Source organism: Nitrospirota bacterium (assembly GCA_016214855.1).
Classification (GTDB): Bacteria; Nitrospirota; Thermodesulfovibrionia; order Thermodesulfovibrionales; family UBA6898; genus UBA6898.
This window is the reverse complement of record JACRMT010000020.1, coordinates 1-16,819: the sequence shown is the minus strand read 5'-3', so window position 1 is coordinate 16,819 and position 16,819 is coordinate 1. Positions and strand designations below refer to the sequence as shown.

Annotated in this window: 32 protein-coding genes; all 32 read right to left on the bottom strand. The window is 48.6% G+C overall.

What is annotated here, in order from left to right; all coding sequences use genetic code 11:
• Window positions 1-65: 65 nt before the first annotated feature.
• Window positions 66-1,754 (bottom strand): ammonia-forming cytochrome c nitrite reductase subunit c552, encoded by a 1,689-nt coding sequence (locus HZB62_15440; GenBank protein ID MBI5076544.1) that lies wholly within the window; start codon window positions 1,752-1,754, stop codon window positions 66-68.
• A gap of 624 nt (window positions 1,755-2,378) precedes the next feature.
• Entirely contained in the window at window positions 2,379-2,804 is a 426-nt protein-coding gene (rplQ, locus tag HZB62_15435) for a 50S ribosomal protein L17 (GenBank protein MBI5076543.1), read from the bottom strand.
• A gap of 30 nt (window positions 2,805-2,834) precedes the next feature.
• A complete protein-coding gene (locus HZB62_15430) occupies window positions 2,835-3,827 on the bottom strand; it encodes a DNA-directed RNA polymerase subunit alpha (GenBank protein ID MBI5076542.1) in 993 nt (330 codons plus the stop codon).
• Window positions 3,828-3,904: 77 nt separating this feature from the next.
• Window positions 3,905-4,531: a 30S ribosomal protein S4 gene (gene rpsD, locus HZB62_15425; protein ID MBI5076541.1), complete on the bottom strand. Its 627-nt coding sequence runs from the start codon at window positions 4,529-4,531 to the stop codon at window positions 3,905-3,907.
• A 1-nt stretch (window position 4,532) separates the two neighbouring features.
• The gene (rpsK, locus tag HZB62_15420) at window positions 4,533-4,919 is read right to left on the bottom strand and encodes a 30S ribosomal protein S11 (GenBank protein MBI5076540.1); all 387 of its coding nucleotides are present in this window, start codon (window positions 4,917-4,919) and stop codon (window positions 4,533-4,535) included.
• Window positions 4,920-4,922: 3 nt separating this feature from the next.
• Entirely contained in the window at window positions 4,923-5,297 is a 375-nt protein-coding gene (gene rpsM / locus HZB62_15415; protein MBI5076539.1) for a 30S ribosomal protein S13, read from the bottom strand.
• Window positions 5,298-5,313: 16 nt separating this feature from the next.
• Entirely contained in the window at window positions 5,314-5,427 is a 114-nt protein-coding gene (rpmJ, locus tag HZB62_15410; GenBank protein ID MBI5076538.1) for a 50S ribosomal protein L36, read from the bottom strand.
• 19 nt (window positions 5,428-5,446) lie between these two features.
• Window positions 5,447-5,665, bottom strand: a complete 219-nt coding sequence (gene infA / locus HZB62_15405) for a translation initiation factor IF-1 (protein ID MBI5076537.1) — start codon at window positions 5,663-5,665, stop codon at window positions 5,447-5,449.
• Between the two features lie 21 nt (window positions 5,666-5,686).
• Window positions 5,687-6,436 (bottom strand): type I methionyl aminopeptidase, encoded by a 750-nt coding sequence (gene map, locus HZB62_15400; protein MBI5076536.1) that lies wholly within the window; start codon window positions 6,434-6,436, stop codon window positions 5,687-5,689.
• Between the two features lie 72 nt (window positions 6,437-6,508).
• The gene (gene secY, locus HZB62_15395; protein MBI5076535.1) at window positions 6,509-7,816 is read right to left on the bottom strand and encodes a preprotein translocase subunit SecY; all 1,308 of its coding nucleotides are present in this window, start codon (window positions 7,814-7,816) and stop codon (window positions 6,509-6,511) included.
• A 2-nt stretch (window positions 7,817-7,818) separates the two neighbouring features.
• Window positions 7,819-8,259 carry a 50S ribosomal protein L15 gene (gene rplO / locus HZB62_15390; protein ID MBI5076534.1) on the bottom strand — a complete coding sequence of 147 codons (441 nt, stop codon included), beginning with the start codon at window positions 8,257-8,259 and terminating at the stop codon, window positions 7,819-7,821.
• An 18-nt stretch (window positions 8,260-8,277) separates the two neighbouring features.
• Window positions 8,278-8,457 (bottom strand): 50S ribosomal protein L30, encoded by a 180-nt coding sequence (gene rpmD / locus HZB62_15385; protein MBI5076533.1) that lies wholly within the window; start codon window positions 8,455-8,457, stop codon window positions 8,278-8,280.
• Window positions 8,457-8,966, bottom strand: a complete 510-nt coding sequence (rpsE, locus tag HZB62_15380) for a 30S ribosomal protein S5 (protein MBI5076532.1) — start codon at window positions 8,964-8,966, stop codon at window positions 8,457-8,459. The genes rpmD and rpsE overlap by 1 nt, the downstream gene beginning before the upstream one ends.
• 30 nt (window positions 8,967-8,996) lie before the next feature.
• The gene (rplR, locus tag HZB62_15375) at window positions 8,997-9,380 is read right to left on the bottom strand and encodes a 50S ribosomal protein L18 (GenBank protein MBI5076531.1); all 384 of its coding nucleotides are present in this window, start codon (window positions 9,378-9,380) and stop codon (window positions 8,997-8,999) included.
• 36 nt (window positions 9,381-9,416) lie between these two features.
• The gene (gene rplF / locus HZB62_15370) at window positions 9,417-9,959 is read right to left on the bottom strand and encodes a 50S ribosomal protein L6 (protein MBI5076530.1); all 543 of its coding nucleotides are present in this window, start codon (window positions 9,957-9,959) and stop codon (window positions 9,417-9,419) included.
• 13 nt (window positions 9,960-9,972) lie between these two features.
• Window positions 9,973-10,368 (bottom strand): 30S ribosomal protein S8, encoded by a 396-nt coding sequence (gene rpsH, locus HZB62_15365; GenBank protein ID MBI5076529.1) that lies wholly within the window; start codon window positions 10,366-10,368, stop codon window positions 9,973-9,975.
• A gap of 9 nt (window positions 10,369-10,377) precedes the next feature.
• Complete coding sequence (locus HZB62_15360) at window positions 10,378-10,563, bottom strand: type Z 30S ribosomal protein S14 (protein MBI5076528.1); 186 nt, start codon at window positions 10,561-10,563, stop codon at window positions 10,378-10,380.
• A gap of 14 nt (window positions 10,564-10,577) precedes the next feature.
• Window positions 10,578-11,120, bottom strand: coding sequence for a 50S ribosomal protein L5 (gene rplE, locus HZB62_15355; protein ID MBI5076527.1), 543 nt, complete (start codon window positions 11,118-11,120; stop codon window positions 10,578-10,580).
• Between the two features lie 2 nt (window positions 11,121-11,122).
• Window positions 11,123-11,440, bottom strand: coding sequence for a 50S ribosomal protein L24 (locus HZB62_15350; GenBank protein MBI5076526.1), 318 nt, complete (start codon window positions 11,438-11,440; stop codon window positions 11,123-11,125).
• Window positions 11,441-11,448: 8 nt separating this feature from the next.
• Window positions 11,449-11,817, bottom strand: coding sequence for a 50S ribosomal protein L14 (gene rplN / locus HZB62_15345; GenBank protein ID MBI5076525.1), 369 nt, complete (start codon window positions 11,815-11,817; stop codon window positions 11,449-11,451).
• Window positions 11,814-12,074 carry a 30S ribosomal protein S17 gene (rpsQ, locus tag HZB62_15340; protein MBI5076524.1) on the bottom strand — a complete coding sequence of 87 codons (261 nt, stop codon included), beginning with the start codon at window positions 12,072-12,074 and terminating at the stop codon, window positions 11,814-11,816. Before rpsQ ends, rplN begins: the two co-directional genes overlap by 4 nt.
• A 20-nt stretch (window positions 12,075-12,094) precedes the next feature.
• On the bottom strand, window positions 12,095-12,292 hold the full coding sequence (gene rpmC / locus HZB62_15335; protein MBI5076523.1) for a 50S ribosomal protein L29: 198 nt from the start codon (window positions 12,290-12,292) through the stop codon (window positions 12,095-12,097).
• Complete coding sequence (rplP, locus tag HZB62_15330) at window positions 12,289-12,708, bottom strand: 50S ribosomal protein L16 (protein MBI5076522.1); 420 nt, start codon at window positions 12,706-12,708, stop codon at window positions 12,289-12,291. The genes rpmC and rplP overlap by 4 nt, the downstream gene beginning before the upstream one ends.
• A 12-nt stretch (window positions 12,709-12,720) precedes the next feature.
• Window positions 12,721-13,383: a 30S ribosomal protein S3 gene (gene rpsC / locus HZB62_15325; GenBank protein MBI5076521.1), complete on the bottom strand. Its 663-nt coding sequence runs from the start codon at window positions 13,381-13,383 to the stop codon at window positions 12,721-12,723.
• Between the two features lie 13 nt (window positions 13,384-13,396).
• Entirely contained in the window at window positions 13,397-13,732 is a 336-nt protein-coding gene (gene rplV, locus HZB62_15320) for a 50S ribosomal protein L22 (protein ID MBI5076520.1), read from the bottom strand.
• Window positions 13,733-13,736: 4 nt separating this feature from the next.
• Window positions 13,737-14,021 (bottom strand): 30S ribosomal protein S19, encoded by a 285-nt coding sequence (rpsS, locus tag HZB62_15315; GenBank protein ID MBI5076519.1) that lies wholly within the window; start codon window positions 14,019-14,021, stop codon window positions 13,737-13,739.
• 1 nt (window position 14,022) lies between these two features.
• Window positions 14,023-14,841 carry a 50S ribosomal protein L2 gene (gene rplB, locus HZB62_15310; protein ID MBI5076518.1) on the bottom strand — a complete coding sequence of 273 codons (819 nt, stop codon included), beginning with the start codon at window positions 14,839-14,841 and terminating at the stop codon, window positions 14,023-14,025.
• Complete coding sequence (gene rplW / locus HZB62_15305; GenBank protein ID MBI5076517.1) at window positions 14,841-15,131, bottom strand: 50S ribosomal protein L23; 291 nt, start codon at window positions 15,129-15,131, stop codon at window positions 14,841-14,843. Before rplW ends, rplB begins: the two co-directional genes overlap by 1 nt.
• Window positions 15,128-15,757, bottom strand: a complete 630-nt coding sequence (rplD, locus tag HZB62_15300) for a 50S ribosomal protein L4 (GenBank protein MBI5076516.1) — start codon at window positions 15,755-15,757, stop codon at window positions 15,128-15,130. Before rplD ends, rplW begins: the two co-directional genes overlap by 4 nt.
• 1 nt (window position 15,758) lies before the next feature.
• The gene (gene rplC, locus HZB62_15295; GenBank protein ID MBI5076515.1) at window positions 15,759-16,376 is read right to left on the bottom strand and encodes a 50S ribosomal protein L3; all 618 of its coding nucleotides are present in this window, start codon (window positions 16,374-16,376) and stop codon (window positions 15,759-15,761) included.
• Window positions 16,370-16,675, bottom strand: a complete 306-nt coding sequence (rpsJ, locus tag HZB62_15290) for a 30S ribosomal protein S10 (GenBank protein ID MBI5076514.1) — start codon at window positions 16,673-16,675, stop codon at window positions 16,370-16,372. Before rpsJ ends, rplC begins: the two co-directional genes overlap by 7 nt.
• 2 nt (window positions 16,676-16,677) lie before the next feature.
• The coding region (gene tuf, locus HZB62_15285) for an elongation factor Tu (protein ID MBI5076513.1) at window positions 16,678-16,819 on the bottom strand (142 nt) is incomplete at its 5' end.

Genomic DNA, 16,819 nt, shown 5'->3' with positions numbered 1-16,819 from the left:
TTGGAGAATATGCTCTGCTGAAAGAGGCGGCAGGGAAAGCACCGCCGCCTCTTTCAGACCTTGATTTACTTAGCCGGTACCGGAGAAGCTGCAGCCGTCTTGGCAGCAATTGCATCGTTGATGATCTTAATGCCTTTTATCGATTCATCTACTGATTTTGTCAGTGATTCACGGGCCATCTCCGGATTATGGAATCCATCGGAGTTCTCCGCTGTCCAGTATTCCCAGAGTATATGAGCCCGGAGGTGCTGATCTTGAGCCTGTTTGATCGCATCATTGCCAAGGCCGATCCTCTTGCCTTCCACGATCTTATCGATCAGCGCTGAAAGATGGAATTCTGCCTTCCGCATCTTACCTCTGATATGGGCTTTTACCGAGTCAATAGAATACCGTGCCATCTCCTCTGTCCATTTTGGATGGCATTTCAGACAGGTCTCCTTGAGCTGGACCCGGGGAGTGACTGCAAAGTGCGACGTATATACCTTACCTGCCTTGTTCTTCATCTTTGGTGTATGGCAGCTGTCGCATCCGACGCCGGCCTTTGCATGCTTCGAATTGTAATAGGATTCGGACTCTGGATGCTGGGCCTTCCAGAGCAATCCGCCAGTGAGCCCATGCTTAAAGTCCAGGAAATTGATCTGGTTTACATAGTGCTCGTAAAGGCCGAACACATCTTTGTACGGGAAGTGATTTGTCCTCTGGTCTGTCATTTTCACCGCCTCGCCTGTCTTTGTATCTGTGCCGGGATTGCAGTTATACTCAACATGGCACTGTCCGCATTGCAGACGGGTGTCATATTTGTCGAGAAGTGCGATTTTTCTGGTGAACCCCCTGATTCCCATATCAATGACCTTGATGTTGGTATGCTTCGGGTCTTTGTGCCAGAGCGTATCTGCCTCTTTTCTGGTGAGGGCCTGAATAAGTCCATCGCGGACAATTCTCGGCTTTGCGGCATGCGGGTCGTGGCATGTGATACAGTTCAGGCCGTGCTGCAGGTCCTTTACGAATTCGACAACATTGGATGTGCGGTCCCAGCTTGTCTTGCCCTCGACCTTGTCGCCCATATATGACCACTTGAGGATCTGGTCTTGTGACTTGCACTGAAGGCAGACCGAATTGGCTGCAGCTGCTGACTGCGGAATGAATGCCTTATGCTCCGTGCTCTCTGGCTTGGTATCGGTCAGAACATCCCATGCCATGCCCTTTTCAAACATGTACTGCCAGCCGTTCTTGCCTTGGAACCTTCCGCCATATGCACGATCGACTATCAGGTGATCGATCAGCATCCAGTTATGACTTCTGGTAAGGTTATGCTCCTTGGTAAAACCATGTCCGGCCATCAACTTGTCCCAGAATGGATTTGGAGCCCTGTTAGTGAGCTGGGACTTCTCATCACGAGCAGGGCGATGATAGGTTTCCTTCATAAAGCTCTCGAACTGCTCCTTATGGCACTGTCCGCATGCCTGCCAGGAGAGGTCAGTATCAGGCCGGGTATCCGGTCCGGGTGCGCTCAGGTGCTTGGCCAGTCCATTGTGGCACTTGGTGCAATTGAGCTTCGCATGTTTTCCCATCTTGTGCAGATCTTTGACCGTTGCGTGGCAGCCATAACAGGTATCAGTCTTCACGTCTTTTTCTGCTGGCTTGGCCTCAGCAGCCTTTGCTGGCTTATATTTCTCTGCTTCCGCTCCCGTGTAATACATTCCGGTGATCATTGCTATTGCCATAATCAGTGCTGCATAAACTTTGTTCTTCATGGAACCCTCCTTTTTCTTTTGGTGATACGATGTTAGCTGCTCTTCGTAACATTCTCGTCACAGTTGGCTCATCTATTAGCTTGCACCTACAGCCAGTTCATCCGACATAAATGTAGGAACTATAACTCTAGTCTATCAAACTCTAATGTACAGTCAATGTAATAATATTTAGATATAGTTGACTTTATAAATAGCCTGCCGCCGGTATCATAATATGATCCTTTTCGCGCTGACTTTCTATGATCTACGTCATATCATTTCTACACGCTGTTAGCAAAGCTAGAGGGCGGCAATGCCGTGATAATGTTTGAAGGCGGCAAGTCATGTAAAGGTTGCGGTGCTGCCAGGATCGGGCTCTGCCGGTTTGAGGAATGAGGAGGAAAGACGATATCTGAACTATTTCAGCCAATGCACCGGCTGATAACCATCAAACGATGCTCTACAGCTAACGCAGAAAACGTCAAAGGGCTCTTGCGAGCCCTTTTTATTTACAGATTTTTTTCTCTTTGCCCGAAGCCTTCGGATCAGGTACCGCTCAAGTAGGAACCCCAAGTCTGGGGAAGACAAATACTTGCAGAACGATCCAGACTGCAATAATGCCTATGCCTACAAGCAGGTCGTGCACTAATCTTTCTTCTCGGCCTTGTCGGCCTTATCTGCTTTCGCAGCCTTGCCCTTTGGTTTCTTGACCGCTTCGTAATCAATGAACTCAAGAATAGCCATGGGAGCTGAGTCCTTGAGCCGCTGTCTGGTCTGGACAAGCCTCAGATAACCGCCGGGCCTTCCGGCAAAACGGGGAGCTATCTCATTGAAAAGCTTGGACGCGACATCTCTCGCCGTTACGTAGGAGAGCACCTGCCTCTTTGAGTGAAGATCTCCTTTGATGCCGAACGTGATCATTTTCTCTGCGATCCTTTTTGCCTCTTTTGCCTTTGCAACAGTCGTTTCGATCCTCTGGTTCTCAAAAAGTGCTGTAACTATACAGCGAAGCAATGCCTTCCTCTGGTTCGAAGGCCGCCCGAATAGTCTTCCATCTACCTTGTGACGCATGGTATCTATTTCCTCCGGTCTTTATGACTCTTATTTGCTATTAGTATCAGCATCTATCTTCATGCCGAGGTGGAGTCCCATTCTGCTCAGGATCTCCTTGATCTCATTTAACGACTTCCTTCCGAAATTCTTCGTCTTGAGCATCTCCGGCTCGCTCTTGGCAACAAGCTCGGCTATCGTCTTGATATCAGCATTCTTCAGACAGTTATAGGAACGGACTGAAAGCTCAAGCTCGTCAACGGTCTTATTGAGATTAGGATTAGAACCGGAAATGCTTGGCCCCTCACCGGCTTCTGCCGCTTCAATCTGAACAGTCTCGTATTCTTCATCCGCCACAAAAATATCCATATGATCGATCACGATTGAAGCTGCATCAGAAAGCGCCCTCTGCGGGGTTACGCTGCCGTCGGTCCAGATCTCAAGAATGAGCCTGTCATAGTCAGTGGACTCCTTGACCCTTGTCTTCTCCACATCGAACTTCACTTTTCTGATCGGTGAGAATGCAGCATCAACAGCGATCATGCCAACAGGGAGATCTTCCTTCTTGCCATACTCAGACGAAAGATAACCCTTGCCCTTTTTTATGTAGACTTCGGCATTGAAATTCGCATTCTTGTCAAGCGTCGCAATCACCTGCCCGGGATTAAGAACCTCAATGGAAGAATCGCACTGTAGATCTGCGCCAGTCACGAGGGCCGGGCCCTTTACCATAAACTGGGCTATTTTATTGGTATCTCCATGAAATCTGAACCTCAGTTTCTTCAGGTTAAGAATGATGTCGATCGTATCTTCCTTGATACCGTTTATGGATGAGAATTCATGAAGTGCGCCGGCAACCTTCACTGACGTAATGGCAGCTCCCTCAAGCGAAGAAAGAAGCACCCTCCTCAGAGCGTTTCCTAACGTAACTCCAAAGCCTCGTTCAAGCGGTTCAACGACAATCTTGCCATAGGTATCTGTTAATGTCTCTTCATCAAACCTGATCTTTTCAGGTAGCTGAAAGCCTTTTTTCTTCAGGTTCATCAGGCCTCCCGTAGGGTATATTTATATTCTATTATTACTTAAATGTTCGTTATTGAAGACGAACTCCGCTGCCGGTATTACTTCGAGTAGAGCTCAACAATGAGCTGTTCATTCGCCGTCAGCTGGATATCTTCCCGTGTAGGCACCTGTGTGACCTTCCCCTTAAAGTTCGGGAAATCCATTTCAAGCCAGACAGGAACACCACGGTGCTCCATCTTGGAGATATTGTCATTAATGATAACGATATTCCTGCTCGCTTCCTTGAGTTCCACAATATCCCCTACGCGGACCGCAAAAGAAGCAATGTCTACCTTCCTGCCGTTGACAAGGAAATGGCCATGGGTCACAAGCTGTCGGGCACTGTTCCTGTTCGGCGCAAATCCCATTCTGTAAATTACATTGTCCAGCCTTGATTCAAGAAGTTGAAGCAATACCTCACCGGTAACGCCTTTCTTCCGCTCAGCCCTGCCAAAGGTATTTCTGAACTGTTTTTCAAGAAGGCCATAAATTTTTCTTACTTTCTGTTTTTCCCTTAGCTGAACACCATAGTCAGAAAGCTTGCTCCTGCGCTGACCGTGCTGTCCGGGAGGGTACTGCCTCCTCTCAATCGAACACTTCTCCGTATAGCATCTATCCCCTTTAAGGAAAAGTTTTTCCGCTTCCCTGCGGCAGATCCTGCATAATGCTCCTGAATATCTGGCCAATTTACACTCTCCTTCTCTTCGGTGGCCTGCACCCATTGTGAGGCACGGGGGTAACATCCTTAATGAGATTGATATCAAGCCCGGCAGCCTGAAGCGCTCGAATGGCTGACTCTCTGCCCGATCCCGGACCTTTCACATAAACGTCAACCTGCTTCATACCGGCATCAACTGCTTTCTTGGCCGCAGTTTCTGCAGCCATCTGCGCTGCATAAGGCGTTCCCTTCCTTGATCCTTTAAACCCCATATGGCCGGCACTTGCCCATGTAATCACGCCTCCGGTCATATCCGTTATGGTCACAATGGTGTTATTGAACGTTGCCTGTATATAAGCAGCACCAGAGCTTATGCTCTTTCTATCTCTCTTGATGCCTTTTTTCTTCTGCGTCATTCCCTATGCCTCCTTCTTCTTGCCGACAACCGCTTTTCTCGGACCTTTTCTCGTGCGGGCATTCGTCTTGGTGCGCTGCCCTCTGCACGGCAGGCCGGCTCTGTGCCTGGTGCCGCGATAACAGCCAATGTCCGTGAGCCGCTTTATGCTCAGGGAAATATCACGGCGCAGGTCACCCTCCACCCGATAATCCCTCTCAAGCACAGCCCTTATCTTGACCGTATCCTCATCTGTAAGATTCTTGACCCTGGTGTCAGGATTTACTCCTGCCTCACTGAGTATCTTTTTCGAGTGCGGACGACCGATACCGAAAATCCTCGTGAGACCTATCTCGATACGCTCGTTCTTGGGCAAATCAACTCCGGCGATTCTTGCCAATTGAAACCTCCTTAACTTAACCCTGGCGCTGTTTGTGCTTCGGGTTGTCGCAAATAATTCTGATGACGCCTTTTCTCTTTATTACCGAACACTTTGAACAGATTGGCTTTACTGATGAACGAACCTTCATACGCTATCTCCTTCAGCTCCTATTTAAACCTGTAAGTAATTCTCCCCCTGGTCAGATCATAGGGGGAAAGCTCAAGCGTGACCTTATCGCCTGGCAGGATCTTTATGAAATTCATCCTCATCTTGCCGGAGACATAGGACAGGATAACCTGGCCGTTTTCCAGCTCCACCCTGAACATTGCGTTGGGCAGGGTTTCGACAATAGTTCCCTGAACTTCAATATTATCTTCTTTTGCCATAGAACGAGAATTATACCCGCTTTAATCGAATTTAGTCAATATTCTTGCCCTGTCGGGCATTACCACAACTGTATGCTCAAAATGCGCTGATCGCTTGCCGTCCGCAGTCACCGCGGTCCAGCCATCCTGTAATACTCTCACCTCAAAGGTCCCGGCATTAACCATGGGCTCGATTGCTAGTGTCATGCCCTGCTTCAACCGGGGACCCTGCCCGGGAGCACCAAAGTTCGGAATCTGTGGCTCCTCGTGAAGCTGACGGCCAATGCCGTGCCCCACAAAGGTCCTTACCACGGAGAATCCATGCTGCTCAGCATGTTGCTGTATGGCATGAGAAATATCATTCACCCGGTTCCCGACAACAGCCTTTTCTATGCCACAGTATAACGCCTCTTCGGTCACCTTCATAAGCAGTGCTGTTTCCTCGTCGATCTTTCCGACCGGAAACGTGCAGGCAGCGTCACCAAAAAAACCGTTGTAAAGGACACCAAGATCAACGCTGATGATATCCCCTTCTTTCAGCTTCCGGAAGGAGGGGATGCCATGCACGACTTCTTCATTGATCGAAGCACAAATGCTCGATGGGTAACCCCGGTATCCCCTGAAGGCTGATTTGCCGCCGAGAGCTCTGATCCGTTTATCAGCAAACTGCTCTATCTCATTGGTCGTTGCACCGACAGCAATAACTTCTTTCAGCGATCTCATCACCTCAGCAACGATACGACCGGCTTGGGCCATAATCTCTATCTCTTGAGGAGACTTAAGAAAAATCACCAATTACTCAAATAAGGTGATGCGTTTTGTATTATCATGCGCAGCCTTATGTCTGACGATCGCGCTGCCGGCCTAGCTCTTTCTTCCCCGGATCCTGCCCTTTTTAAGAAATCCTTCGTATGAGCGGGTGACGAGGTGTGACTCGATCTGGGATACCGTATCCAGCGCTACTCCTACGGCAATAAGCAACGATGTACCTCCAAAGTAAAAAGGCACATTAAATCTTCGTATAAGCACTTCCGGTATAACGCATACAACTGCCAGATAGATCGCACCTACGAACGTTAACCTCGACAGCACTTTATAGAGATACTCTGACGTTTTCTGGCCTGGTCGGATGCCAGGAACAAAGCCGCCATATTTCTTAAGGTTGTCGGCAATATCAACAGGATTGAACACAATAGCTGTGTAGAAATAAGCGAAGAAGAATATCATACTGACATAGAGCATGGTATAAATAATTGTTCCCGGTGAAAGCTGCTTTGCAAAGGCCTGCACCCAGGGGATCTCAATAAATCCAGCGACGGTCGCCGGGAACATGATAATTGACGATGCAAAGATAGGTGGAATTACGCCAGCGGTATTGACCTTAAGCGGAAGGTGAGTAGACTGGCCTCCATAGACTTTCTTTCCCACCACGCGTTTTGCGTACTGAACTGGTATTTTTCTCTGTCCTCGTTCAAGCATAATAATTGCGGCAACTACTCCCACCATTATTACAACAAGGAATATCACAAAAAAGAGATTCAGCTCGCCGGCCTGGATAAGACGAATGGTATCGACAATGGCATTGGGAAACCTGGCTACAATTCCCGCAAAGATAATGAGCGAGATCCCATTTCCGATGCCGCGCTCTGTAATCTGCTCACCGAGCCACATGATAAAAGCCGTGCCTGACGTAAGCGTAATCATGGTGATCAACTTGAAGGCAATCCCGGGATTCTGTACAAACAGGCCGCCCTGCATTTTCTCAAGTCCTGCGGCTATGCCAAATGACTGAATAGCCGCAATGACGACCGTGCCGTACCGAGTGTATTTAACGATCTTTTTTCTGCCGGCCTCGCCTTCCTTTGCAAGCTTGCCGATGGACGGAATAACCACCGTAAGGAGCTGCATAATGATCGAAGCGCTGATGTAGGGCATAATGCCGAGAGCGAAGATGGTAACCCTTGAGAGAGCACCTCCCGAGAACATATCAAAAAAGCCCATGAATGCACCGGCGTTTTGCGTCAGGAACTTGCTCAGCTCCTCTCCGTTAATTCCGGGAGTTGGTATATGGCAGCCTATTCTATATACGGTGAGGAGGGCAAGTGTGAAAAAGATGCGGTTCTTAAGCTCCTCGACCTTAAATATGTTCTGTATTCTTGAAAGGAAGGTCAAAGCTATAACACCTCAGCCTTTCCGCCTGCTGCCTCGATCTTTGCAGCAGCAGATGCGCTAAAAATCATGGCACGAACTATAACGGGTCCCTGAACAGCACCGTTACCGAGAACCTTAAGTCCGCTCTTCATGTTCTTAATCACCCCTTTGCTATAGAGCAGTTCAGGGGTGATAGTGCCTTCTGATCTCAGTCTTTCTATGGCATCAAGATTCACAATGGCATAGTCGACCCTGAAGTTATTTGTAAAACCCCTTTTAGGTACCCTTCTCTGAAGCGGCATCTGACCGCCCTCAAAACCGGCTCCTTTCGGTCCGCCGGAGCGGGCTTTTTGACCCTTGTGACCCTTACAGGACGTCTTGCCATGTCCAGACCCGACACCTCTGCCGACTCTCTTTCTTCTTTTCCTGCTTCCCTCAGCAGGCTGTATATCTTCTATTCTCATAGGACACCGACCTCCGAACTATTTATCTGCTCGTTCCACTGCCACGAGGTGAGAGACTTTATGAACCATTCCCTTGATTGCCTCATTTTCTGCATGAGTAACACTACAACCGATTTTTTTTAGGCCGAGTGACGCAAGAACCTTGCGCTGCTTCTCAGGGATTCCGATATAACTTCTCCTTAATGTTATCTTCAGCATCAGATTGCAGCCTCCTGTGCTTCCTCTTCAGTCCTGCCCCTCAATCTTGAAACAACATCAGGGTCTTTGAGATTCACCAAACCATCAACGGTCGCCTTAACCGTGTTATAGGGATTATTGCTGCCAAGCGACTTTGCGACAATATCCTGGATGCCGGAAACCTCGAGGATTGCCCTGACAGCGCCACCTGCGATCAGTCCTGTTCCTTTTTGGGCCGGGTTCATAACAACGCTTCCCGCTCCAAATTTTCCGATAATACGATGAGGGATTGTTCCCTCCTTGAGCGGAAACTTCAGGAGACTCTTCTTTGCCTGCTCAACCGCCTTGCGTATAGCCTCAGGAACCTCGGTTGCCTTGCCTTTACCTATGCCAACGGTACCGGCACCGTCTCCGACTACAACGAGGGCGCTGAACGAGAACCTTCGCCCGCCCTTGACGACCTTGGCGACTCTATTGATAAACACCACTTTGTCCTTGAGATTCAGTCCTTCCGGGTCAATCCTTCCCACCTTACCTCCTTGCAACAATATGAATCGTCATTAAAATTCGAGTCCTGCCTCTCTCGCGCCGTCCGCAAGAGCCTTGATCCTTCCATGATACAGGTACCCGCTTCTGTCAAAAACTATCTGCTTGATCCCTTTTTCAACAGCCTTTTTTGCGATCAGGCTTCCCACTTCTTTTGCCATCGCAATGCTTCCTTTTCCCTTTGCACCCTTAAAAGATACATCAAGGCTCGATGCAGCTACAAAGGTCACACCCTTGGTGTCATCGATAACCTGAGCATAAATCTGATTCAGGCTTCTATATACAGAAAGTCTCGGCTTCTCTGCTGTGCCGACAACCCTTCTTCTGATGCGCACATGGCGCCTCTTCCTGCCTATCTCTTTACTGTTTGCCAAAATATCCTCCTGATTGAAGCCCATGATTTCCGTCCATGAGCTAAATACTGCTGCTGATAGTTACTTTTTGCCCGTCTTGCCGACTTTCAGTTTTAGCCGTTCGCCGGAATACCTTACACCTTTGCCCTTGTATGCATCAGGGCTTCTCAATTCCCTAAGATTGGCTGCAGCCTGCCCGATCTTCTGCTTGTCGATTCCACTCAAGGTTATCTGTGTCTGCTTCTGGTCAACCACGGCAGTGATCCCATCCGGCAGGGAAAATTCGACAGGGTGAGAATAACCAAGGGTCATGACAATCTTATTCCCCTGAACCTGGGCCCTGTATCCGACACCTACTATGTCAAGAACTCTCTGATAACCGGTCGTCACGCCCGTCACCATGTTAGAGATCAGGTTTCTCGTAAGGCCGTGCAGCGCTTTGTTCTTCTTGGTATCATCAGCACGCTCGACAACAATACTGCTGGCAGCAACTGATACTTTTGTGCCAAAAGGGTGAGCCCACTGCAGTTCTCCTTTTGGCCCCTTCACCTTTATCGTATTATCCAGCAATGTGATATTCACTCCTGATGGAATATCTACTGGCTTCTTTCCGATTCTTGACATTCCGCTTCTCCTTTTACCAGATATAGCAGAGCACTTCACCGCCGACATTCTCGCGGCGGCATGTCCTGTCGCTCATAAGGCCCTTGGAAGTAGTCATTACGGAAATACCCACTCCGCCCATCACCATAGGAACTGTATCGTGACCAACATAGACCCTTCTTCCCGGCTTGCTTATCTTCTTAATTCCGCTTATCACAGGCTCATTGTCAGCCGTGTATTTTAGAGTAACCCTCAGGATGCCCTGCTTCTTGTCCTTCAGGATCTTGTATGCCCTTATGAAGCCTTCTTCTTTCATGATCTTCGCGATCTCGAGCTTCATCTTAGAGGCAGGGATATCAACCTTTTCAGCCTTTATCATGACCGAATTCCTTATTCTTGTCAGCATATCTGCAATTGGGTCAGTTACCATCCGTCACCTCTACCAGCTTGATTTTGTAACGCCGGGTATCTGCCCCCGAAGCGCCTGATGTCTAAAACAGATCCTGCACATCCCAAACTTTCTGAGATAGCCACGCGGCCGTCCGCATATCTTGCATCTGTTATGGGCCTGAACCGCAAATTTCGGTGGCCTCTTTGACTTTTCTATCATGCATGTCTTTGCCATGTTTCAATACCTCTCTAATTTCTAAAAGGAATGCCGAAGTAACGAAGGAGCGCCTTGCTCTCCTTGTCTGTCTTGGCCGATGTGCATACTATTATGTCAAGTCCGTGGACCATTTCCACTTTGTCATAATCGATCTCAGGGAATATGTACTGCTCCTTGAGGCCTATGGCATAGTTGCCTCTGCCGTCAAATGACTTGCCCGAAACACCCCGGAAGTCCCTGATTCGCGGCAGAGCAATGCTGATAAATCGGTCCAGAAACTCATACATGGATCGGTCCCTCAGCGTGACCTTGCAGCCTATCGGCATATCCTTCCTGAGTTTGAAAGTTGCGATTGACTTCTTCGCCTTACAGACAACCGGCTTCTGGCCGGTGATCGTCGCAAGTTCCTTCTGCGCTGCCTCAAGAAGCTTGATGTTCTGGATAGCCTCGCCAAGCCCTACGTTCAGTACAATTTTTTGAACCTTGGGGACTTCCATGATATTGCCATATGAAAACTCTTTCATCATGGCAGGGATGATCTCTTTGATATATTTTTCTTTCAGTCGTGGAGTCATTATCAGTCAATGACCTCCTTGCATTTTTTGCATGTCCTGTGCTTTTCGCCGCTGTCAAGGACAGTCGCAGCCACCTTCGTTGCCTTGCTGCACTTGGGACAGGAAAGAAGGACATTGGATATATGGACCGGTGCCTCTTTCTCGATAATGCCGCCCTGTGAATACTTCTTGTTCGGCTTCATATGTTTCTTGATGATATTGATCTTCTCGACAAGGACCTGATGCTTATCCCTGTTGACAGCAAGGACACGGCCTTTTTTACCCTTCTCCTTGCCGGCAATAATAACCACGGCATCTTCTTTCTTTATTCCTAAGCTCATCTCTCCTCCTACAGCACTTCAGGAGCAAGGGAAATTATCTTCATATACTCTTTCCATCTTAGCTCTCTTGCGACTGGTCCGAAAATTCTTGTTCCAATGGGCTCGCCCTGGGCATTGATCAGGACGACTGCATTCTGGTCAAAGCGAATGTATGATCCGTCAGGCCTTCTTGAGTCTCTCTTTGTCCTCACGATAACACCCTTCACAACAGCACCCTTCTTGACGTTCCCTTCGGGTATTGCCTCTTTGACGCTGACGACTATAACGTCCCCGAGCCCGGCATACCGCCTCTTTGATCCGCCAAGGACCTTTATACACGAGACCCTTTTAGCTCCTGAATTGTCTGCTACCTCAAGGACGCTGCTCATCTGGATCATTTTTTGGTACTCCTCGCCGATTTATCAAGAATTTCAAGGACAATCCATCTTTTGTCCTTACTGATGGGCCGTGTCTCCGTGATCTTAACCTCATCGCCGACCTTACACTGGTTGACCTCATCATGGGCCTTGAACTTAGAGACCTTCTTCACCGTCTTCTTGTAAACAGGATGTTGAAACATTCTGGTTACCGCTACGACAACGGTTTTCTCCATTTTATTGCTTACTACTTTTCCTGTATAGACCTTGTTAATCATGGTTCCCTTCCAGATCCTTTTTATGAAGCCTTTTTGCTCTTCTCAGTTATTACGGTCAATATCTTTGCAATGCTTTTTTTGATCGCACGGATACGCATAGGATTTTCGATCTCTCCCGTTGCCTGCTGGAATCTGAGGTTAAAGAGCTCTTTTCTCAGGTCCTGCTCCTTCTTCCTGAGCTCTTCTACTGTTACTTCGCGTAACTCTGCAGCCTTCATTGTACGCTCTCCTCCCTCTTAACAAACTTCATTGACAGGGGAAGCTTGTGAGACGCAAGCCTTAAGGCTTCTTTTGCAACATCTTCGGTTACGCCTGACATCTCATAGATGATCCTTCCCGGCTTAACTACCGCCACCCAATACTCCAGAGCACCCTTTCCCTTACCCATTCTTGTTTCAGCAGGCTTCTTGGTAATTGGCTTGTCAGGGAAAATTCTGATCCAGACCTTACAACCCCTCTTCACATGCCGATTGATCGCAATTCTTGCTGCCTCGATCTGTCGCGAGGTTATCCAGCCAGGCTCCATGGCCTTAAGCCCGAACTCTCCGAAGGAAACATCAGACCCGCGATAGGCCTTGCCGTTCATATTTCCCTTCTGCATCTTTCTGAATTTGACTTTCTTCGGCATTAACATAACGTATACCCCTTATATCGCAGCTGCCTGGGCTTCAGTCTTGGCCACTTCAGGCAGCACATCTCCAAGATAGACCCAAACCTTGACGCCAATGATTCCAAAGGTTGTCCGGGCCTGAGCGAAACCAAAGTTGATATCCGCCCTGAACGTATGCAGAGGCACCCTTCCCTCGCGATACCATTCCGTCCTTGCTATCTCAGCTCCGGCCAATCTGCCCGAGCAGGTTATCTTGATGCCAAGAGCACCAAACCGCATCGCAGAAGATACAGACTTCTTCATTGCACGTCTGAAGGCAACCCTCTTTTCGAGCTGCAGGGCAATATTTTCAGCAACCAGCTGAGCATCGATCTCAGGTTTTCTGATCTCCTTGATATCGACGGAAGCCTGTTTGCCGCTCATTGCCTCGACATCCTTACGAAGCTTCTCCACCTCAGAGCCCTTCTTCCCGATAATAATGCCGGGGCGGGCAGTAAAAATGATGAGTCTGATCTTCTGGCCTGCGCGCTCGATCTCGATCTTCGACACACCTGCATGGAACAGCCTCTTTTTAATCTCCTTGCGGATCGCAATGTCCTCGAGCAGCTGGTCAGCATATCCTTTCTTGAGATACCATCTTGAATCCCATGTCTTGGTAATGCCCAGTCTGTTTCCTATCGGATGTGTCTTCTGGCCCAAAATCTCCTCCTGATTATTCTTCGGTTAATACCAGCGTTATGTGGCAGGACCGCTTCTTGATCACATTCGATCTGCCCATTGATCTCTGTTCAATCCTTTTCATGGTAGATCCTGCATCAGCAACAGCCCTGCTGATCACCCATGTTTCCGAATCCGTGTTCGTGCTCTTCTGTTCCGCATTCGACATCGCGGATTTCAGAACTTTCTCAATAAACCGCGCACCCTTGTACGGCATAAACCTCAGAGATATGAGCGCATCCCCTGCCCTCTTGCCCTTGATGAGATCCATCACCCGCTTCGCTTTGCGCGGCGTTAATCTTGCGTACTTCTGAATAGCTTTTGCCTCCATAGAATCAGCCCTTTACCGTAGTAGTCTTTCCTGAGCCTGAATGGCCCTTGAATGTTCTTGTAGGAGAAAATTCGCCGAGCTTATGCCCGACCATATTTTCCGTTACGTAGACCGGGATAAATTTTCTGCCATTATGCACTGCAAAGGTATACCCTATAAATTCAGGTAATATCACAGAGCGCCTCGACCAGGTCTTAATAAGCTTCTTATCGCCAGAAGCGACCATTTCCTGCTGCCGCTTCAGCAGTTTTTCTTCCACGAATGGACCTTTTTTTAGTGACCGTGGCAATTTACTTCCTCCTCTTGACTATGAACGTATTCGTCCGTTTATTGCGCCTCGTCTTGATTCCCTCAGGCACGCCCCAAGGGGTACACGGAGGCCTTCCGCCGGAGCTTCGTCCCTCTCCACCGCCAAGCGGATGATCGACAGGATTCATTACAACACCTCTCACATGAGGCCTCTTCCCGACCCAACGCGATCTGCCCGCCTTACCAAAGGAGATATTCTCATGTTCAGGGTTGCTTACCTGGCCAACAGTTGCCATACAGCGGGAAAGCACCTTCCTTACTTCACCGGACGGCATCTTGATCTGGACATAGTCTTCTTCCTTGGCAATCAGCTGCGCAGAAGTCCCTGCGCTCCTTACCATCTTTGCACCCTGACCCGATTTGAGCTCGATATTATGAATAAATGTGCCCAGCGGCATATCGCCAAGAGGAAGGGCATTGCCGACCTTTATCTCGGCCCCCCTGCCTGAAACGAGCTCGTCGCCGACACCAAGACCAACCGGAGAAATGATATAACGCTTGTCGCCATCTCTATAGCTCAGAAGCGCGATACGGGCTGACCTGTTTGGGTCATATTCAATCGTGGCAACCGTAGCAGGCACACCAACCTTATCTCTCTTGAAATCGATAATCCTGTATTTTGTCCTGTTGCCGCCGCCTCTCTGCCATGCTGTCACACGACCGAGATTATTTCTTCCACCTGTTTTTTTCAGGTTCGTGACCAAGGCCTTAAGCGGCTTGTCTGTGGTCAGCTCAGCATAGTCCATAACCGTACGAAATCGTCTACCTGGAGATGTCGGTTTATATTTTTTTATTCCCATTATACACCCTCGATGAAGTCGAGTTTTTCGCCCTCTTTGAGGGTAATAAGAGCCTTTTTACGGTCAGATGTCTTACCGGCGAACTTGCCATATTTCTTCATCTTGCCATGGGCCTTTATGGTTGCTACTTTCTCGACCTTTACTTTAAACAGTTCTTCGACCGCCTTCTTGATCTCTATCTTATTTGATTCTCTTGCAACTTCAATCAGCACCTTATTCTCTGCCTCTTTAAGGCTGCTTCCTTTTTCAGTAAACAGAGGCCGCTTGATCACGTCAAAAACATTTTTCATTTCTTTTTCGCCTCCGCAAGCATCTCAACAGCCTGCTTTGTGATCAGCACTATATGATGCACTGCCACTTCATAGGTATTGAGGTCTGTCACTCTGGCAACCTTGACTCCGGGGATATTCCTTGCTGAAAGAACAACGTTGTCATTCTTCTCAGGCATAACAATAAGTGTTGACTTCCCTTCAAGCCCAAGGTTCTTGAGAAGCGCAAGGATATCCTTAGTGCATGGTCTATCCAGGGATATGCTGTCTATAACCATTATCTCTCCATCAGAAAGCTTTGCCGAAAGCGCACTATGCAGAGCAACCCTTTTTGCCTTTTTCGGCAGGCTGTAGGAGTAATCTCTCGGCTGAGGTCCGAATACTGTGCCTCCACCCTTCCAGAGAGGCGAGCGGCTGCTGCCAGCTCGTGCCCGCCCTGTACCCTTCTGCTTATACGGTTTTTTCCCTCCGCCGCTGACAAGACCCTTGGTCTTTGTAGCAGCAGTCCCCTGACGCTGGTTTGCCAGGAAATTGACAATGGCGTCGTGAACAGCTCCCTGCCTTGCTGATACACTGAAAACAGTTTCAGGAAGGGCTATTTTGCCAACAGATGAGTTATTCTTATCTTTTATATCGATCTCTGCCATCTTAGTTTTCCTTTCTGATTTCGAGATATGTCCCTTTTGATCCAGGAACTGCACCCAAAACAAGAATAAGGTTCTGCTCAGCCTTAACATCAACAACCTTCAGATTTTTGACCGTAATGAGCTCGGATCCCATATGCCCTGGCATCCCCTTATTCTTCCAAACCCTGGAAGGGAAAGAGCTTGCACCGATAGAGCCGACCTCTCTGTAGGATGTCGATCCATGCGAAGCCGGACCGCCTGAGTAATTGTGCCTCTTCATTACGCCCTGAAATCCCTTGCCCTTCGACACGCCCGCTACCGAGATGAGATCACCTTTCTGAAACTTTTCGGCTGTAATCATCTCACCCACCTTCAGGTCAGCCATAGGGAACTCTTTGAGGAGCCGATAAGATGCTGTTCCCGCCTTTTTGAACATGCCCTTCATGGGCCTATTCACATTCTTTTCTTTCTTGATTTCGCCAAAGCCGACCTTGATCGCCTCGTATCCATCATTTTCTTTTGTCTTAATCTGAACTACGCAGCACGGTCCTGCCTCTATAACAGTTACAGGATATATCCTGCCGCTTTCATCAAAAACCTGGGTCATCCCAAGCTTTCTGCCAAGAATACCTGTCATAATTTTATCTCCACATCAACGCCAGCCGCCAGCTCAAGCTTCATGAGCGCATCAACGGTCTGCGGCGTTGCATCATGTATATCGATCAGTCTTTTATGTGTCCGAATCTCAAACTGCTCCCTTGACTTCTTGTCAACATGAACAGACCGCAACACGGTAATTTTGCTGATATGCGTGGGCAGGGGGATTGGCCCGGCAACACGTGCGCCTGTACGCTGCGCAGTATCCACAATCTCTTTCAGTGACTGGTCAAGGACCTTATGGTCGTATGCCCGTAATTTTATTCTTATCTTCTGATTCACGTTTATACCATGACCTCGGTGACGACACCGGCACCAACCGTGCGGCCACCTTCCCTGATTGCGAACCTCAGTTCCTTCTCCATCGCTATCGGTGAGATCAGCTCTACCGTCATGCTGACGTTGTCTCCAGGCATCACCATCTCT

Excerpts from the sequence above, each read along its gene's own strand:
- HZB62_15440 (MBI5076544.1), bottom strand. The coding sequence starts at position 1,754 with ATGAAGAACAAAGTTTATGCAGCACTGATTATGGCAATAGCAATGATC.
- rplQ (MBI5076543.1), bottom strand. The coding sequence starts at position 2,804 with ATGCGTCACAAGGTAGATGGAAGACTATTCGGGCGGCCTTCGAACCAG.
- HZB62_15430 (MBI5076542.1), bottom strand. The coding sequence starts at position 3,827 with ATGAACCTGAAGAAAAAAGGCTTTCAGCTACCTGAAAAGATCAGGTTT.
- rpsK (MBI5076540.1), bottom strand. The coding sequence starts at position 4,919 with ATGACGCAGAAGAAAAAAGGCATCAAGAGAGATAGAAAGAGCATAAGC.
- rpmJ (MBI5076538.1), bottom strand. The coding sequence starts at position 5,427 with ATGAAGGTTCGTTCATCAGTAAAGCCAATCTGTTCAAAGTGTTCGGTA.
- infA (MBI5076537.1), bottom strand. The coding sequence starts at position 5,665 with ATGGCAAAAGAAGATAATATTGAAGTTCAGGGAACTATTGTCGAAACC.
- rplO (MBI5076534.1), bottom strand. The coding sequence starts at position 8,259 with ATGAGAATAGAAGATATACAGCCTGCTGAGGGAAGCAGGAAAAGAAGA.
- rpmD (MBI5076533.1), bottom strand. The coding sequence starts at position 8,457 with ATGCTGAAGATAACATTAAGGAGAAGTTATATCGGAATCCCTGAGAAG.
- rplR (MBI5076531.1), bottom strand. The coding sequence starts at position 9,380 with ATGGGCTTCAATCAGGAGGATATTTTGGCAAACAGTAAAGAGATAGGC.
- rplF (MBI5076530.1), bottom strand. The coding sequence starts at position 9,959 with ATGTCAAGAATCGGAAAGAAGCCAGTAGATATTCCATCAGGAGTGAAT.
- rpsH (MBI5076529.1), bottom strand. The coding sequence starts at position 10,368 with ATGGTAACTGACCCAATTGCAGATATGCTGACAAGAATAAGGAATTCG.
- HZB62_15360 (MBI5076528.1), bottom strand. The coding sequence starts at position 10,563 with ATGGCAAAGACATGCATGATAGAAAAGTCAAAGAGGCCACCGAAATTT.
- rplE (MBI5076527.1), bottom strand. The coding sequence starts at position 11,120 with ATGACTCCACGACTGAAAGAAAAATATATCAAAGAGATCATCCCTGCC.
- HZB62_15350 (MBI5076526.1), bottom strand. The coding sequence starts at position 11,440 with ATGAGCTTAGGAATAAAGAAAGAAGATGCCGTGGTTATTATTGCCGGC.
- rplN (MBI5076525.1), bottom strand. The coding sequence starts at position 11,817 with ATGATCCAGATGAGCAGCGTCCTTGAGGTAGCAGACAATTCAGGAGCT.
- rpsQ (MBI5076524.1), bottom strand. The coding sequence starts at position 12,074 with ATGATTAACAAGGTCTATACAGGAAAAGTAGTAAGCAATAAAATGGAG.
- rpmC (MBI5076523.1), bottom strand. The coding sequence starts at position 12,292 with ATGAAGGCTGCAGAGTTACGCGAAGTAACAGTAGAAGAGCTCAGGAAG.
- rplP (MBI5076522.1), bottom strand. The coding sequence starts at position 12,708 with ATGTTAATGCCGAAGAAAGTCAAATTCAGAAAGATGCAGAAGGGAAAT.
- rplV (MBI5076520.1), bottom strand. The coding sequence starts at position 13,732 with ATGGAGGCAAAAGCTATTCAGAAGTACGCAAGATTAACGCCGCGCAAA.
- rplB (MBI5076518.1), bottom strand. The coding sequence starts at position 14,841 with ATGGGAATAAAAAAATATAAACCGACATCTCCAGGTAGACGATTTCGT.
- rplW (MBI5076517.1), bottom strand. The coding sequence starts at position 15,131 with ATGAAAAATGTTTTTGACGTGATCAAGCGGCCTCTGTTTACTGAAAAA.
- rplD (MBI5076516.1), bottom strand. The coding sequence starts at position 15,757 with ATGGCAGAGATCGATATAAAAGATAAGAATAACTCATCTGTTGGCAAA.